Source organism: Microvirga sp. Mcv34, assembly GCF_024519725.1.
In the GTDB taxonomy this organism is placed as follows: domain Bacteria; phylum Pseudomonadota; class Alphaproteobacteria; order Rhizobiales; family Beijerinckiaceae; genus Microvirga.
Genome location: NZ_JALJRK010000055.1, coordinates 18,077 through 33,629, shown reverse-complemented (window position 1 = coordinate 33,629; position 15,553 = coordinate 18,077). Strand labels below are relative to the sequence as shown.

Annotated in this window: 13 protein-coding genes; 8 read left to right on the top strand and 5 right to left on the bottom strand. The window is 68.1% G+C overall.

Annotated features, from left to right (window positions below):
* Together OC446_RS22150 and OC446_RS22145 are read left to right on the top strand one after the other, a co-directional pair.
* On the top strand, nt 1–228 hold a 228-nt coding region (locus tag OC446_RS22150), incomplete at its 5' end, for a diguanylate cyclase (RefSeq protein ID WP_262031180.1).
* Between the two features lie 95 nt (nt 229–323).
* A complete protein-coding gene (locus OC446_RS22145; RefSeq protein WP_262031179.1) occupies nt 324–2,210 on the top strand; it encodes a metallophosphoesterase family protein in 1,887 nt (628 codons plus the stop codon).
* On the opposite strand, the gene OC446_RS22140 is transcribed toward OC446_RS22145, so the two are convergent.
* Together OC446_RS22140 and OC446_RS22135 are read right to left on the bottom strand one after the other, a co-directional pair.
* Nucleotides 2,104–3,147: an AI-2E family transporter gene (locus tag OC446_RS22140; protein WP_262031184.1), complete on the bottom strand. Its 1,044-nt coding sequence runs from the start codon at nt 3,145–3,147 to the stop codon at nt 2,104–2,106. The genes OC446_RS22145 and OC446_RS22140 overlap by 107 nt on opposite strands.
* A 244-nt stretch (nt 3,148–3,391) precedes the next feature.
* Entirely contained in the window at nt 3,392–4,411 is a 1,020-nt protein-coding gene (locus OC446_RS22135) for a patatin-like phospholipase family protein (protein WP_262031178.1), read from the bottom strand.
* A gap of 359 nt (nt 4,412–4,770) precedes the next feature.
* Here OC446_RS22135 and OC446_RS22130 point away from each other — a divergent pair, with 359 nt between their 5' ends.
* From OC446_RS22130 to mnhG, 6 genes are read left to right on the top strand one after another with little or no spacing between them, the layout of a single operon-like run.
* Nucleotides 4,771–7,707, top strand: coding sequence for a monovalent cation/H+ antiporter subunit A (locus OC446_RS22130; RefSeq protein WP_262031177.1), 2,937 nt, complete (start codon nt 4,771–4,773; stop codon nt 7,705–7,707).
* Nucleotides 7,707–8,051 (top strand): Na+/H+ antiporter subunit C, encoded by a 345-nt coding sequence (locus tag OC446_RS22125; RefSeq protein WP_262031183.1) that lies wholly within the window; start codon nt 7,707–7,709, stop codon nt 8,049–8,051. The genes OC446_RS22130 and OC446_RS22125 overlap by 1 nt, the downstream gene beginning before the upstream one ends.
* Nucleotides 8,048–9,667 carry a monovalent cation/H+ antiporter subunit D gene (locus tag OC446_RS22120; RefSeq protein WP_262031176.1) on the top strand — a complete coding sequence of 540 codons (1,620 nt, stop codon included), beginning with the start codon at nt 8,048–8,050 and terminating at the stop codon, nt 9,665–9,667. Before OC446_RS22125 ends, OC446_RS22120 begins: the two co-directional genes overlap by 4 nt.
* Nucleotides 9,664–10,152, top strand: coding sequence for a Na+/H+ antiporter subunit E (locus OC446_RS22115; RefSeq protein ID WP_262031175.1), 489 nt, complete (start codon nt 9,664–9,666; stop codon nt 10,150–10,152). Before OC446_RS22120 ends, OC446_RS22115 begins: the two co-directional genes overlap by 4 nt.
* On the top strand, nt 10,149–10,430 hold the full coding sequence (locus OC446_RS22110) for a K+/H+ antiporter subunit F (protein ID WP_262031174.1): 282 nt from the start codon (nt 10,149–10,151) through the stop codon (nt 10,428–10,430). Before OC446_RS22115 ends, OC446_RS22110 begins: the two co-directional genes overlap by 4 nt.
* Nucleotides 10,427–10,801, top strand: coding sequence for a monovalent cation/H(+) antiporter subunit G (gene mnhG, locus OC446_RS22105; RefSeq protein WP_262031173.1), 375 nt, complete (start codon nt 10,427–10,429; stop codon nt 10,799–10,801). The genes OC446_RS22110 and mnhG overlap by 4 nt, the downstream gene beginning before the upstream one ends.
* A 35-nt stretch (nt 10,802–10,836) precedes the next feature.
* Here the strand turns inward: mnhG and OC446_RS22100 are convergent, their stop codons facing one another.
* The 3 genes from OC446_RS22100 to OC446_RS22090 form a co-directional block, all read right to left on the bottom strand.
* Nucleotides 10,837–11,091: a helix-turn-helix transcriptional regulator gene (locus OC446_RS22100; RefSeq protein ID WP_262031172.1), complete on the bottom strand. Its 255-nt coding sequence runs from the start codon at nt 11,089–11,091 to the stop codon at nt 10,837–10,839.
* Between the two features lie 126 nt (nt 11,092–11,217).
* A complete protein-coding gene (locus OC446_RS22095) occupies nt 11,218–11,979 on the bottom strand; it encodes an outer membrane protein (protein WP_262031171.1) in 762 nt (253 codons plus the stop codon).
* Between the two features lie 82 nt (nt 11,980–12,061).
* Nucleotides 12,062–15,394 (bottom strand): Ig-like domain-containing protein, encoded by a 3,333-nt coding sequence (locus tag OC446_RS22090; protein ID WP_262031182.1) that lies wholly within the window; start codon nt 15,392–15,394, stop codon nt 12,062–12,064.
* Between the last annotated feature and the right edge of the window lie 159 nt (nt 15,395–15,553).

The following is a 15,553-nucleotide window of genomic DNA, read 5'->3' as shown; positions in this document are numbered from 1 at the left end:
GATGGCGCCCTGGCGGTCGCACAAACGGTCAGGGATGCCCTCGCCTCGGCCAGGATCGCGCATCCGGGCGGCATCGGAGAGCGCCTGACCACGAGCATCGGGCTCGCGACCGTCGGGCCCGAGGACGTGGAGAGCGCGAAGGCCCTTGTGGCCCGCGCCGACGCGGCACTCTACCGGGCCAAGCAGGAAGGCCGCGACCGCTGCATCCCGTGGTGTGCCGGCGAGTAGCGCCCCCTCGCAGATGATCCGACGGGCGCCATTCTCCTTTCCGCGCGCGGCACTTATGATGTCCGCGCGGCCTTTGCAGGCGGCGGGAGATGGTCATGGTGATGAAGTCTCAGCTCACCCAGCCGGCCGGGACGATGCAGGAACCGGTCTCGCATACGCCGACGCCGCTGCTGATCGACCCGCGCCTCGGCGACGTGGAGGACGACCTCGTGAGCACCAAGAGCCGTTCCCTCGTCGCCATCGGCGGTCGGCTCCTCGCGGAGATCAGCATCCCGAAGCTCATCCTCGCGTGGATCATGCTGATCGGCCTCCCGGCCGTTTTCCTCGGGCTCGCGCCCCTGGTGGTCCTGGGCTGGGCGGCCACGCTTTCCGACCAGGTGGCGACCGCGCTTGCCGGCTTCTGGTCGCTGGCGATCCTCGCCGGTCTCGGCGCCCTCGCGTGGTTCGGCGGCAAGCCCGTGCTGCGCGCCGCGGAACGGAGCTTCTGGTCGCTCAATGCCCTGGCCGTCCAGCCGATCTACACCCTGTTCCGCGAAGGGCTGCGCCACATCGCCGGCAAGCTCACCGCTGATCGCGGGCCCCGTCGGCTGACGCGTCTCTACGCCATCGCCGCCATCGGCGGCGGCCTTCTGGTGAGCGCCCTGGCGTGCTGGCTCGTCCTCCTCGCCTGGCCAGTGTCGCGCTGGGTCGGCGACCCGCGGGATCTCCTGACGCCGCTCGGGCTCATCGTTCCCGCGCTCGCCAACGCGGCCGTCATCGTCGGGTGCTACGTGACGGGGGCCGCACTGGTCTGGGCGGTGGCGGACGCGGCCTTGGGGCGGCCCGCCGACCTGATGGAGTTCGACCCGTTGCCCGCCGGATCGCGGACATGGCGCGTGGCCCATCTATCGGATCTCCATGCGGTCGGCGAGCGCTACGGGTTTCGCATCGAGAGCGGCCGCACGGGTCCGCGCGGCAATGAGCGGATGCGCCGCGTCCTCGACCGGCTGGATGCGGTCCATGCGCACGAGCCCCTGGACCTCGTCCTGGTCACCGGCGACATGACCGATGCCGGCCGGTCGGGCGAGTGGACGGAGTTCCTGGAGGCGGTGGCGGATCATCCAGCCCTCGCCGACCGCCTGCTGATCCTTCCCGGCAACCATGACGTGAACGTGGTCGACCGCGCCAACCCGGCCCGGCTCGAACTGCCGACGAGCCCCGGCAAGCGCCTGCGCCAGCTGCGCACGCTCTCCATCATGGAGGCCGTGCAGGGCGGCAGGGTGTTCTGCTTCGACAGCGCCACCGACCGCCTCGGCCCGAGCTTGAGCGAGAGGCTCGCGCCGTATCGGGACGACATCGCGGCCTTCGCCGATGATGGCGGCATCCGCCGGTCCATGCGGCTGACGCGGATCTGGGACGACGTGTTTCCCATGATCGTCCCGCCGCCGACAGACGACGGCATGGGCGTGGTGATTCTCAACTCGAACGCGGAAGCGCATTTCTCCTTCACGAACGCGCTCGGCCTGATCTCGGCCCTGCACGCGAAGGACATGGCGGCCGCGATGAAGCTCTATCCACGCGCCGGCTGGATCGTCGCGCTGCATCACCATCTCGTGGAATATCCCACGCCCGCGAAAGCCTTCTCCGAGCGCATCGGCACGGCCCTCATCAACGGAACCTGGTTCATCGGTCAGCTTCGCCCCTTCGCCGACAGGATCGTGGTGTTCCACGGGCACCGGCATACCGAATGGATCGGACAATGCGCAGGCGTGCGGATCGTCTCCGCCTCCTCTCCGGTCATGAACCCGCCGCGGAACGGCAGCGTCTCGTTCTTCGTGCATGAACTCGCGGTCGGTGGCGGGAGGCTGAAGCTCGCCCCTCCTGAGCGCATCGAGGTCAGACTTCCCGACGGGACTGCTCAGGCAGGGGACAATCCGTCTCCTCCGGCGGACCGAGCAGCATCGCCAGCCATCGGGTCGACGGATCCTGGGCGCAGAAGGTGAGAACCGCGATGGTGATGGGCAGGCCGATGAAGGTTCCCGGGATCCCCCAAAGGAACGTCCAGAGGAAGATGGAGAACAGCACCACCGAGGGCGACATGGCCAGGACGCTTCCGGACAGGCGCGGCTCGATATAGCTCCCGACCACGAACTGAATGACGTTCAAGCAGGCGAAGAGCACGATGACGGCCTGCCACGTGTCGAACTCAACCATGGCGAGCAGCGTCGGGAAAAGGGTCGCGATGAAGGGGCCGATGAACGGGATGTAGTTCAGCGTGAAAGCGATCACACCCCATTCCTGCGCGAGCGGCAGGCCGAAGAGCACCGCGAAGGCCCAGACGAGCGCGCCGGTGAGGACGCTCATCAGGGTCCGCACCACCATGTAGCGGCGGATTTTCACGCCGGTCTCCGCGCTTCCGGCGAGCAGGACCTGCGCGATGCGCCGGTTCGGAAGCGCCTCGACCTTCCTGGCCGTCGCCTCGACCTCCAAGAGGCCGAGGATGACGTAGACGAGGACGACGAGCCAGAAGCTCAAGGTGGTGTTCACCTGGCTGGTCAGCTTCTGCGTCAGGCCCACGAGCCAGCCGATATTGAAGTGATCGGCCCAGAGGCTCGCCACCGCGACGCCTTTCTCCTCGAACCAGAGCGACATCTGATTGTAGAGATCCTGGAACCGGCCCAGATTGCCCAGGATCCAGCGACCGACGCGGCCGAAGGCCCAGATGATGAGGGAGGCGAAGCCGCTGAACGCCACCACGAGTAGCAGGATGCTCACCGCCAGGGCGACGAGGCGCGGGATATAGGCCTGGAGCCGGTCCTGGAGGGGCCAGACGAGCGCGATCAGGAACAGCGCGAAGGCGAAGGGAGCGATGACGGCCTCAGCCACATAGATCGCCCCCAGGAGAGCCAGGACCACGAGGGTGATCAACGGCCATCGCATCGACCAGGGCCGAGGGGATGTGCGCTGCGATGCTTCCGCGGGAGCCTGCGGCCGGTCCATGTCGTCCTTCCCGGTTGGTCGCAGCGTCGGGGAGCGATGCCTCCTCGGCTGCCGCTTGTCGTGATCGGCACTGCGTCGAGTTCAAGGGACGGCAACTCCGGGTTCTCGCCTGCAGATCGGAAGATGTCCCGATCTCATCCGCAACTCAAGCTTCGCGCATTGCCGAAAATCAGTTACGCGAGTCTCAGCACTCTGCCAGAAGGACATCGAGATCGGCCGTCGAGCGCTGGCCGACATCGTCGGCGTGAGCGGCCAGGAACTCGCTCGCCGCCCGACGTCCTTCCGCTCGCAGCATCGACACGAACTCCCACTCGCCGTTGAGCTTCGACGAGGCGCCGAACTCGGCCAGCATGTCGCTCCTGATCCGGTGCGTGCGCATCCGGGCCCAGCGCGCGCCCTCACCCGTCCCTGGATCCGCCACCTGGCGCAGGAGCGCGATCATCCGGAGTTCCTTCATCAGCGGAGAGTTGAACGAGATCTCGTTGAGGCGGTTGAGGATGTCCGTCGCCGTGCGCGGCATCTCCTTGCGCTCCGGCGGATTGATCTGCACCAGGATGGTGTCGTGCGCGTCGGTTTCGCGAACCAGCGGCGTGATGGTGGGATTGCCCACATAGCCCCCGTCCCAATAGAGCTCGCCGTCAATCTCGATGGCGGCGAACATCGTCGGCAGGCAGGCGGAGGCCAGCAGCACATCGGGCGTGATCTCGCCATTGCGGAAGATGCGGCCCCGCCCCGTCCGCACGCTCGTCGCCGTCACGAACAACTGGATCGGGGAAGCGACGAGGCGCTCGAAATCGACGCTCTCGGCCAGGATGTGGCGCAGGGGGTTGAAGCCCGATGGGTTGAGGTCGGAGGGCGCGAGAAGCCGCGAGGCGAGGTCCATCGCTACATAGGCCGGCGAGGTGTCGAGGGTCCACCGGCCCATGAGGCGGTCGAGCGGCGAGCGCTGCAGCGGGCTGAAGGCCGCCGCCCGCGACACGCGCTCCCAATACCGGTCGAGCGCATGACGCGCGCCCTCCGCACCGCCTTCGAGCCACCCGTCCGCCAGGACCGCGGCATTCATCGCGCCGGCCGATGTGCCGGAGATGCCGGAGATGCGCAGCCAGGGCTCCTCGAGAAGCCGGTCGAGCACGCCCCAGGTAAAGGCGCCATGAGATCCGCCGCCCTGCAGGGCCAGATCGACCAGGACCGGACTCCGTTTCATGGTGCACCTCCGGCGCGCCCGGCCGGGACGGCCCTCGCGCAACCTCGGCCGCATCATGCGGGCGGTGGCTGTCGGAATTGGGGCAAGGCTTCGCGGGCCTGTGGCGGTTGGACCTTCCCTGCGTCAAATCGGAACGCCGCGCGAGAAAATCGCGAGAAGGTGTCCGGCCCGAACGAACTCTGCACCATATAGGGTCGAGCGTCTTGTTTCGGGCAACGGCAACTCCAAGCCTCCGCCCAACCGTCACTTTTTTTAGCAAAGCCCTTGCACCCGGGCAGTGATGTCAACCATATTGGGCGATATCGCGCAAAAGCCGGAGTTTTGCCCCGCTCCCCACCCGGAAGGAGATCGCCCTATCCATGTCCAGTGGCCTGCCCCTCCTGGCCATCGTCGCCCTTCCTTTCATCGGGAGCCTCGTTGCCACCTTTCTGCGCCAGGATGCGCGTAACGGCGCGGCCTTTCTGGCCGGAGCCGTGGCCCTGTGTGGGGCTATCCTGACGGCCTTCCAGTATCCTGCGGTCGGCCGCGGTGGCGTCCTGCACGCCACGCTCTCGTGGATACCGACGCTCGGCCTGGACTTCAGCCTGAGGATGGACGGCTTCACCTGGCTGTTCTCCATGCTGGTGACCGGCATCGGCTTCCTGGTGGCGCTCTATGCCCGCTACTACATGTCCCCGGCCGATCCCGTGCCGCGTTTCTTCGCGTTCCTGCTCGCCTTCATGGGCGCCATGCTGGGCATCGTGCTCTCGGGCAACTTGATCCAGCTCGTCTTCTTCTGGGAGCTGACGAGTCTCTTCTCCTTCCTGCTCATCGGCTACTGGCACCACAACGCCAGCGCCCGCGACGGCGCCCGCATGGCGCTCACGGTCACGGCCACGGGCGGCCTGTGCCTGCTCGTCGGCGTCCTCCTGCTCGGCCACATCGTGGGCAGCTACGATCTCGACAAGGTGCTCGCATCAGGCGACCTGGTCCGCGACAGCAGCCTCTATCTGCCGACCCTGATCCTCGTGCTGCTGGGAGCCCTGACCAAGAGCGCCCAGTTTCCGTTCCATTTCTGGCTGCCGCACGCCATGGCGGCGCCTACCCCCGTCTCGGCCTATCTCCACTCCGCCACGATGGTGAAGGCGGGCGTGTTCCTGCTCACCCTGCTCTGGCCGGTGCTGTCGGGCACGGAAGCCTGGTTCTACATCGTCGTGACGGCGGGCCTCAGCACCCTGCTGCTCGGCGCCTATTCGGCCATCTTCCAGCAGGACCTGAAGGGATTGCTGGCCTATTCCACCATCAGCCATCTCGGCCTGATCACCCTGCTCCTTGGGCTCGGCAGCCCGCTCGCAGCCGTGGCGGCGATCTTCCACACCATGAACCACGCGACCTTCAAGGCCTCACTGTTCATGGCCGCCGGCATCATCGACCACGAGACCAGCACCCGCGACATCCGCCGCCTGAGCGGCCTGTTCCGGTTCATGCCGATCACCGCGACCCTCGCCATGGTGGCGGCCGCCGCCATGGCCGGCGTGCCGCTCCTCAACGGCTTCCTGTCCAAGGAGATGTTCTTCGCCGAGGCGGCCGAGTCCCACGTGGATTCGCTCCTGGACGATTCCCTTCCCTATTTCGCCATGCTGGCGAGCGCGTTCAGCGTCGCTTATTCCCTGCGCTTCATCCACGGTGTCTTCTTCGGCCCGCCGCCGACCGACCTACCGCGCACGCCGCACGAGCCGCCGCACTGGATGCGCTTTCCCATCGAGCTTTTGGTCTTGGTCTGTCTTCTCGTCGGCATCCTGCCCGCGATGACCATCAAGCCCTTCCTCGCGGCGGCAGTGCGGGCGGTCCTGGGACCCGAGACGCCTTACTACAGCCTTGCCATCTGGCACGGATTCAACGAGCCCCTGCTCATGAGCGTGATCGCCCTGGCCGGTGGCATCATCCTGTACTGGCTGCTGCAAGGGTATCTCGCCAAGGGCATCGAGGGCCCGCCGCTGATGCGCCGCCTCAAGGGGCAGCGCATCTTCGAGCGGGTGCTCGTCGAGGTGTCGTGGCGATGGGCACGATCGCTTGAGCGCGTGTTCGGCACGCAGCGCCTCCAGCCGCAATTGCGACTGCTGGTCGCCTTCTCGGTCGTAGCCGCCCTGTGGCCGCTCTACCGGCACGGCATCGAGGTCGGCTCCCGGCCTGACCTGGCTTTCGATCCCGCCTTCCTGCTGCTCTGGATCGTCGGCGGCCTGTGCGCCATCGGGGCGGCCCATCAGGCCAAGTTCCACCGCCTCGCCGCCATGGTTCTCGTGGGCGGCGCGGGTCTCGTCACCTGCATCACCTTCGTGTGGTTCTCGGCTCCCGACCTCGCCATCACCCAGCTCCTCGTCGAGATCGTCACGACGGTGCTGATTCTCCTCGGTCTGCGCTGGCTGCCGAAGCGGATCGAGACGGCGAGCGACGATCTGTCGATGGGAATCCGCGCGCGGATGCGTCGCGCCCGGGACCTGATGCTGGCCGTCGCGGCGGGTGCGGGCATGTCGCTGATCGTCTACGCGATGCTGACGCGGCCGCTGCCCGACACGGTCTCGCGCTACTTCGTCGAGAACGCCTATGCGGAGGGCGGCGGGCGCAACATCGTCAACGTGATCCTGGTGGACTTCCGCGGCTTCGACACCTTCGGCGAGATCGTCGTGCTGGCCGTTGTGGCCGTCACGGTCTTCTCCCTGCTGCGCCGGTTCCGCCCCGCGCCGGAAAGCGTCGAGGCGCCGGAGCAGCAGCAGGTCCAGGACGCCTACGACAAGGCCCAGCCGGACCGGTCGGTCGGCGATACCTTGGCGGATTACCTGACGATCCCGTCGATCATCATGCAATGGCTGTTTCCGGTCATCGGCATCGTGGCCGTCTATCTCTTCCTGCGCGGACACGACCTGCCGGGCGGCGGCTTCGCGGCCGGGGTCACCATGTCGATCGCCCTGATCCTGCAATACATGGCGGGCGGCACCCGCTGGCTCGAGGCGCGGCTCCGTGTGCTTCCGATCCGGTGGACGGGTCTCGGCCTGCTCTGCGCGGCCTTCACCGGCCTGGGGGCCATGGTCTTCGGCTATCCGTTCCTGACCTCGTATTTCCAGTATCTGGACCTGCCGGTCATCGGAAAGGTCCCCGCCGCCTCCGCGCTCCTGTTCGACCTCGGCGTCTTCGCGGTGGTGGTCGGCGCCACAGTGCTCGTACTCATCGCGCTGGCGCACCAGTCGCTGCGCGTCCCGCGCGCGGCGCGGCCACCTGCTCCGGTCGCGACGCCCGACCTGACGAAGGAGAATGCATGATGGAACTCATCTTCGCCCTCGCGGTCGGCGTTCTCACGGCCTCCGGCGTGTGGCTGCTGCTGCGCCCCCGCACGTTCCAGGTCATCATCGGCCTGTCCCTGCTCTCCTATGCGGTGAACCTGTTCATCTTCGGCATGGGCCGGCTGCGCATCGGAGCGCCACCTGTCCTGGAGAACGTCGAGGCCGTCGATCCGGCCCTCTACGCCGACCCGCTGCCGCAGGCTCTCGTCCTCACCGCCATCGTCATCAGCTTCGCGATGACGGCCCTGTTCCTCGTCGTCCTGCTGGCCTCGCGGGGCCTCACGGGAACCGACCACGTGGACGGTCGGGAGGACGCCCGATGAAGGAGGCGATGGACCATCTGATCATCGTGCCGATCGTGCTGCCGCTCATCTCCGGGGCGCTGATGCTGCTCCTTGAGGAGCGCCGCCGCTCGCTCAAGGCTGGGATCGGCATCGCCACGACGGTGATCCTGCTGGTCGTCTCCCTTGTCCTGCTGCAGCAGGCGGACGAGATCGCTCCGGGAACCGGCCTGCGCACATATCAACTCGGCAACTGGCCGGCTCCGTTCGGCATCGTGCTGGTACTCGACCGCCTTGCCGCCCTCATGCTCGTGCTGACGAGCGTGCTCGGCGTCGCGACGCTGCTCTATGCGCTCGCGCGCTGGCATCGCGCGGGGCCGCGCTTCCACACGATCTTCCAGATCCAGCTCATGGGCCTCAACGGCGCCTTCCTGACCGGCGACCTCTTCAACCTCTTCGTGTTCTTCGAAGTGCTGCTCGCCGCATCGTATGGGCTCGTCCTGCATGGGGACGGGAAGGCGCGCGTGCGGGCGGGCCTCGCCTATATCGCCATCAATCTCACGGCGTCCTTGCTCTTCCTGATCGGGGCCAGCCTAGCCTATGGCGTCACCGGCACCCTCAACATGGCCGATCTCGCAAGCCGCGTTCCGGGCCTCGCGCCGGGGGATGGGTCCCTGCTCGCCGCCGCCGCGGCGATCCTCGGCACCGCGTTCCTGATGAAGGCGGGCACGTGGCCGCTCAACTTCTGGCTCCCGACCACCTATGCCGCCGCCGCCGCCCCGGCGGCCGCCATGTTCGCCATCATGAGCAAGCTCGGTGTCTACGTCATCCTGCGCCTGTGGAGCCTCGTCTTCGGCCCGGGGGCGGGTCCCCTGGCCGGGTTCGGCGCCGATTGGCTGCTCATTGGCGGCATGCTGACCATCGTGTTCGGCATGATCGGAGTGCTGGCCTCGCAATCCCTGCCGCGCCTCGCGGGATGCAGCGTCCTCGTCTCGTCCGGAACCCTGGTGGCGGCCATCGGCCTGGGGAACGGCTCCGTCATCGGCTCGGCCCTGTTCTACCTCGTCAGCTCCACCCTGGGCATCGCCGCCCTCTTCCTGCTCGTGGAACTGGTCGAGCGCCTACGCGATCCCGGCGCCGACGTGCTCGCCGTCACCATGGAGGTTTACGGCGACAGCGACGAAGAGCTAGAGGCTGAGATCGGCGTGGCGATCCCCGCGACCGTGGCGCTCCTGGGCGGCAGCTTCATCGCCTGCGCACTGCTTCTCGCCGGCCTGCCGCCCCTGTCCGGCTTCGTCGCAAAGTTCGGCATGATGGCCGCCATGCTGAAGACGAACGGTGGCGCGGTGCCGACCTCGGCCTGGGCGTTGATCGCCCTCCTGACCGTATCGGGCCTCGCGACCCTGATCGCCATGACGCGAAGCGGCATCACGTCCTTCTGGGCCCGGATGAGCGACAGCGTGCCCCGGGTGCGGATCATCGAGATGGCTCCGGTCGTCGCCCTCCTGCTGCTCGCGCTGGGCCTCACCATCGGCGGCGGGCCGGCTATGCGCTACATGGAATCGACCGCCCAGGCTCTCCAGGCTCCCCAGGGTTACATGACGGGCGTGCTCTCGCCCCCGAGAGGCGATGACGGGCCTGCGGAGACCCGCCCATGAGGTGGTTCCTGCCCTATCCGCTCCTGTCAGTCGCGCTGCTGGCCCTCTGGCTCCTGCTGAACCAGAGCGTCTCGCCCGGCCAGCTCGTCCTCGGCAGCGTCCTGGCGGTTCTAGCCTCCTGGGTCATGGCGGCGCTGCGGCCCGAGAAGCCGCGCATCCGCCGTCCCGGAGCGGTGTTGCGGCTGGCCGGCATGGTCTTCGTCGACATCCTGCGCTCGAACCTCGCCGTCGGGCGGATCATCGTGCGCTCGCGCGAGCCAGGCGTGAATGCCGGCTTCATGACGATCCCGCTGGACATGCGCAGCCGCCATGGGCTCGCCGTGCTGTCGCTCATCATCACGTCGACCCCGGGGACGATCTGGGTGAATTACGACACCGCCAAGGGCACCCTGCTGTTGCACGTGCTGGACCTGGTGGACGAGACCGTGTGGCTCCGGCTCATCAAGGACCGCTACGAGCGGCTGCTGATGGAGATCTTCGAATGAGCGCCTTCATTCTCGGCTGGGCCGTCACCGGCGCCCAGGTCCTGCTCGGCCTCGCCATGTGCTGCGCCACCTATCGCCTCGTCGCGGGACCGCGCGCGCAGGACCGGATCCTGGGTCTCGACACGCTGTACGTGAACGCGATGCTGCTGCTGGTGACCTTCGGCATCCGCGCCGGGAGCAGCCTGTATTTCGAGGCGGCCCTAATCATCGGTCTCCTCGGTTTCGTCGCCACCGTGGCGCTCGCCAAGTTCCTCATGCGTGGAGAGGTGATCGAATGAGCATGGCGGACGGACTTCCGGCCTGGGCGGCCCTGCTGACGGCTCTCCTCGTCCTGCTCGGTGCGGCCGTGACCCTGATCGGATCCATCGGGCTCCTGCGGCTCGGCAACTTTTATGCACGGGTTCACGCACCCACGCTCGGCACGACGTTCGGGATGGGCTGCATCCTGGCCGCCTCGATCCTGTGCTTCAGCGTGCTCGAATCGAAACCGGTCATCCACGAGATCCTGATCGCCGTGTTCGTCACCCTGACCACGCCCGTGACCCTGATGCTGCTCGCCAGGGCGTCGCTCTATCGCGACCGGACGGAGGGCTGCAAGACCGTGCCGGCCGCCGACGCGGTGGAGGACCTGATCCCTCCGGAGGCGTGAGCGGTTCTCCGCTCGCGGCGACGGATGTAGAGGCTTCAGGCGGTGGGTTTGCCGGTGGGGCTGCGAAGCCGCACCCCTGGGCCGGCCTCGTCGGACGGGATCAGCATGACGCCGCCGCGCTCCAGGGCGGCCACGACCAGGGCCGCCGTCGCGGAGTGGAGGTGATGACGCCCGTTCTCGAAATCGCGGATGGTGCTGCGCGAGACATCGGCCTGCGCGGCAAGCTCCTCCTGGGTCCAGTCCAGGAGGCCGCGGGCGGCCCGGCACTGTTCGGCGAGTAGTAGCGGCATTCCGAATGCTCTGACTCTGACGACCCCAGGGCAACACCAAGTCACCCATTATGGTTGAACCTAGAGCATCGATCTGAAAAGGGGAATGCCCTTCGAGATCAGCCCGGGCTCCAGTTGGGGCCGAACTCAGAACCGGATGTTGACACCGATGCGGCTGATCCAGCCGTCGTTCCGGAAGCGATAGCTGGCCTGATCGCCGGCGCGGGCCAGTGTCAGCGTCTCGTCCCGCAGCCGGTAGTACAGCGTCTCGCTCTTGAGCGAAATCCGCTCGCTCAGCCGGTGCTCCGTGCCGCCCCCGACCACGAACCCGCTCGTCCACTCGTCGCCGCTCGCCTGCGGCCCCAGCCCCACCGGCAGCACCGTGATCCGCGCCGCCCGCTCCACCCGCGCCAGCGCCAGGCCGCCGGTCACATAGACCAGCGTCTCCTGCACCAGCGGCACCAGGCTCGGCAGCCTCACCCCGAGCCGGCCCTTCACCGTGCCGAACCAGCTCAGCTGCGAGCTCAGCTCCGTGCGCAGGGCGAACGCCCCTTCGCCCGTAATCCCGCTGCGCGAACGCCCCACATCCATCGCCGTCAGGTCCGCCTCCAGGCCCGCCACCCCGCGCCCGAACTGCCACAGATAGCCCGCCTGCACCCCGCCGCCGAGCCCGGAGGCGCTCAGGCCCGCTCGGGCCGGCAGCGCGTCGGGCGCAATCCCGACCACGCCCCGCCGCGCCGCCTCGCCGCCGTCGCCGATCCAGGCCCCGTGCACCCCGGCATAGAACCCGCTCCAGCTCACCGCCCCCGGCGCGAGCACCGGCCCGGCCGGCGCCGCAACCCGCGGCAGGTCGGCCGCCAGGGCCGGGCCGGCGAGCAGGAGGGACAGGGACAACACGAGGCGCTTCATGGGGAACTCCGGAACAGGCGGCGGATGGGCGGGACGAAGGGTGGGGACCAGCCCGGGCGGCGCGAGCCGCCCGGGCGCGGGGTCACAGGATCACGTCGCCGAAGGCGAACTTGCCGACGATCTTGATCTGGAAGTCGGCCCGGCCGTCGCCGTTGACGTCGCCCGTCAGCAGGCCGTGCTCGTAGCGCAGCTGTCCGGCCTTGCCGGTGAAGCCCGCCTGCAGGAAGGCGCCGCTCTCGTGCCAGAACAGGAACGGCAGCTCCTTGCTGGTCCAGGTGAAGGCCTGGTTGCCCTTGCGGCCCTCGTTGGCGTCGATGCCGCGCAGGTCGATCGTGTCGCGTCCGGACTGGAAGTCGTAGATTACGTCGCGCTGCGCGCCGACCTTGCTGTCCTTGATCGAGGTGAACACGAACACGTCCTTGCCCGCCCCGCCCCACATCCGGTCGCGGCCGAGCCCGCCGGTGAGGCGGTCGTTGCCCGCCCCGCCCCACAGGCTGTCGTTGCCGGACCCGCCATCGAGCCGGTCATGGCCGGTGCCGCCATAGAGCCAGTCATGGCCGTCGCCGCCGAACAGCCGGTCGTGGCCCTCCCCGCCCGACACGGTGTCGTTACCCGCATCGCCGTAGAGCCAGTCGTCGCCGCCATGCGAGCCGACGTAATCGTCACCCGCGCCGCCATGGATCGTGTCGTCGTCCGCGCCGAGCACGATGTGCTGGTTGGCGCTGTCAGCAAACACCACCTGCGAGCCGGCGCCGCCGGTGAGCCTCATCGCGCCGATCACCACGGCGAAGTCCACGTTGTCGAGCTGGAGATGGGTGCCCGAGGGCAGACCGCTCCCGTCGATCACCAGGGCCGTCATCGGGCTGCCCGCGAGAGCGGGAGCGCCGCTGATCACCAGGGGCTGCCCCGGGGCCGAGAGGCTGCCGGGTGCCACGGTGGGCGCGATCGCCTGCACGATCAGCGGCGTGTCGCCGGACAACCCGCCAAGGAAACCTGAGCCGCCGCCGATGAGCTGGCCCTGGTCGGCCGAGCCGGAGGGGCTGCGCTGGGTGATCTCGTGGATCAGGTCGGCGAGCGACGAGCCGGCCGTCTTGGGCGCCGACGGGCCGGTGACCAGAAGGCCATAGCCCACCGGCAGCTGCGCCAGCAACGCGGTGCGCCCGCCCACCGTGACGAGCGGAATGTCGGCGTAGCCCGGTATCCCGTCCGACTCGCTCCGTCCCGCCGTCACCACGGGGATCGTGAGCTGTCGGGCCGGAGTGCCGTCCGGATAAGTGACGGGGGTCTCCACCACGGCCACGCCGTCGGTCAGGCGCGTGTCGATGCTGTACGGCACCGAGGCTGTGGCACCGAGCGGAGCATTGCCGGCCGCGTCGCTCCAGCCGGTGCCGACCGTGATCAGGTTGTGGGCGCTGGTTTGGCTCACGTTCGGGGTCAGGGTCGCGGTGTAAACCCTCGGGTCGGTGGCCGACACCGTCAGGTTGGAGAGCGTGCCATTCTGCACCGTCACATCATCGCCGGAGAAGCCTAGGGGCGCTTCCGAGAAGGTGAAGGTGACCACCGCGCTCTCGCCTGCGGCGAGATGCGTGGAGGACAGCGCGATCGACACCGTCGGCGGCAGGCTGTCGAGGGTAAAGCTCAGCGCATCCGATACCAGCGAGACGTTGCCGGCCGCATCGGCCTGGCGCACCTGCACCTCGTGCGTCCCCTCCCCGATCAGGGTGAGGGTGGTGCCGCTTCCGATCGTCCAGCTGTGGCCGTTGTCGGTGCTGTACTGCCAGGACGCTCCGTTCTCCAGACCCGCGACGGTGACCGCGCCGGAGTTGGTCAGGCCGTCCCCGGCAAGCCCGCTGTCGCTGGCCAGCGACAGGACCGGGGCTGCAGGGCTGTCCATGTCGAGCGTGTAGGACTGGCTCGTGATCGGGCCATCGTTGCCCGCGACGTCAACCACCTTGAACTGCAGCGCATTACTGCCCGCCGTCAGGGTCACGCCGGTCCAAAGGACGGTCGTTCCGCTCACCATGGCGGTGATGTCGGTCCAGGTGTGGCCGCCATCCAGCGAACCGTACAGGCTCTCGCCTCCGGCAAGCGCGCTCGCCAGGGTGGCGGCCACGGTCTGGGCGGCGACCCTGGTGACGAAATCGCTGTTCGAGACGCCCGTGTCGGCGGAGAGCGCCAACCCACTGAGTACGGTCGACGGCGGCACGGTATTGAGCACGTACGGGTTTTCCAGCCTCGAGCTGTCGTTGCCAGCCTGGTCTGTGACCTTCACGATGAGCGTGTCGCTGCCGGTGAGCGTCTGGCCGGCCAGCAACCAATCACGAGGGCTGGTCGTTTGGGCGGCGGTCCAGGTCGCGCCATTATCCAGCGAGACATAGACGATATCGCCGGCCTGGAGATCGGCCGACAGCGTGCCGCTGATGGTCTGCGCCGCGATGTTGGTGATCAGATCCGTCGACGATGCTCCGGTATCGGCCGAGAAGGCGACACCACTCGGGGTCGTCGCCGGGGCGGTGGTGTCGAGCACATAGGCCTGCTTGAACGCGGGACCGCTGTTGCCAGCCGCATCCTCGAGCTTGACCTGCAAAGTATTGCTGCCCGTCAGCACCACGCCGCTGAGCGTCCAGCTCGTGCTGCCGGGCACATGAACGGCCGGGACCCATGTGTTGCCGTTGTCGAGCGAAACGAGGACGCTATCGCCCGCCTGGGTAGCGCCACTCAGGGTGCCGCTGATGGTCTGCATCGCACTGTTGGTCACGAAGTCGCTGCTCGATGAGCCGCTGTCGTGCGAGAACGCCGCACTGGCGACCGAAGTCGTCGGCGCGGTGCGGTCGATGGTCACGATCAGGCTGGCAGATACCGGGCTGGTGTTGCCGGCGGCATCGGTCGCCCGGGCGGTGATCGTGTGCGTGCCCTCAGGCAACACGGTGCTGGTCACCGACCAGCTGCCGTCGCCAAGGGCAGTCGTGCTGCCGATCGCGTTGCCGAGGGAATCGTACAGCGTGACCGTCGCGCCGCCCTCGACGCTGCCGGCTGCGCCGCCGAACGTCGTCGCCGTGGCATTGGTGAGGTTGTCGGTGTTGGAGGCGCCGCTGTCGCTGCCATGTGCTAGATCGGGCACGGCGGGCGCAGCCGGCGCCTTGGTGTCGAAGGCGACCGACACGCTAGCGTAGGTGCCGTTCACGTTACCGGCCTGATCCGCATACGCGCCGGCAGGGACCGCGATGGTGGCCATGCCGTTGTCCATGTCCGCATGCGGCGTGAAGGTGGCGGTACGAGTGGTGCCTGAGCCGGAGATTGCCGACAGGGTGCCGCCGGCGACCACGACGTCGCCGCTGCTGCCGTTCCAGGTGAAGGTGTTGCCCGGGTCCTCGCTGAAGGTGAAGGTGATGAGGGCGGCCTCGCCGGCCTTCAGGAACGGCCGGTCGCTTGAGATGGTGACCGTCGGCGCCAGGGTGTCGAAGGTGATCGACGGCGTAGCGCCGGCGCCGCCCAGGTTGCCGGCGGCATCGGCATAGGAGCCAGCCGCAACCGTGATGCTGGCGGTGCCGTTGTCTATATTCGCATTCGGCGT

Bases quoted from the DNA above. Each gene is read 5' to 3' on its own strand.
- OC446_RS22095 (WP_262031171.1), bottom strand. From the start codon at position 11,979: ATGAAGCGCCTCGTGTTGTCCCTGTCCCTCCTGCTCGCCGGCCCGGCC.
- OC446_RS22110 (WP_262031174.1), top strand. From the start codon at position 10,149: ATGAGCGCCTTCATTCTCGGCTGGGCCGTCACCGGCGCCCAGGTCCTG.
- OC446_RS22145 (WP_262031179.1), top strand. From the start codon at position 324: ATGGTGATGAAGTCTCAGCTCACCCAGCCGGCCGGGACGATGCAGGAA.
- OC446_RS22120 (WP_262031176.1), top strand. From the start codon at position 8,048: ATGAAGGAGGCGATGGACCATCTGATCATCGTGCCGATCGTGCTGCCG.
- OC446_RS22125 (WP_262031183.1), top strand. From the start codon at position 7,707: ATGGAACTCATCTTCGCCCTCGCGGTCGGCGTTCTCACGGCCTCCGGC.
- OC446_RS22140 (WP_262031184.1), bottom strand. From the start codon at position 3,147: ATGCGATGGCCGTTGATCACCCTCGTGGTCCTGGCTCTCCTGGGGGCG.
- OC446_RS22115 (WP_262031175.1), top strand. From the start codon at position 9,664: ATGAGGTGGTTCCTGCCCTATCCGCTCCTGTCAGTCGCGCTGCTGGCC.
- mnhG (WP_262031173.1), top strand. From the start codon at position 10,427: ATGAGCATGGCGGACGGACTTCCGGCCTGGGCGGCCCTGCTGACGGCT.
- OC446_RS22135 (WP_262031178.1), bottom strand. From the start codon at position 4,411: ATGAAACGGAGTCCGGTCCTGGTCGATCTGGCCCTGCAGGGCGGCGGA.
- OC446_RS22100 (WP_262031172.1), bottom strand. From the start codon at position 11,091: ATGCCGCTACTACTCGCCGAACAGTGCCGGGCCGCCCGCGGCCTCCTG.
- OC446_RS22130 (WP_262031177.1), top strand. From the start codon at position 4,771: ATGTCCAGTGGCCTGCCCCTCCTGGCCATCGTCGCCCTTCCTTTCATC.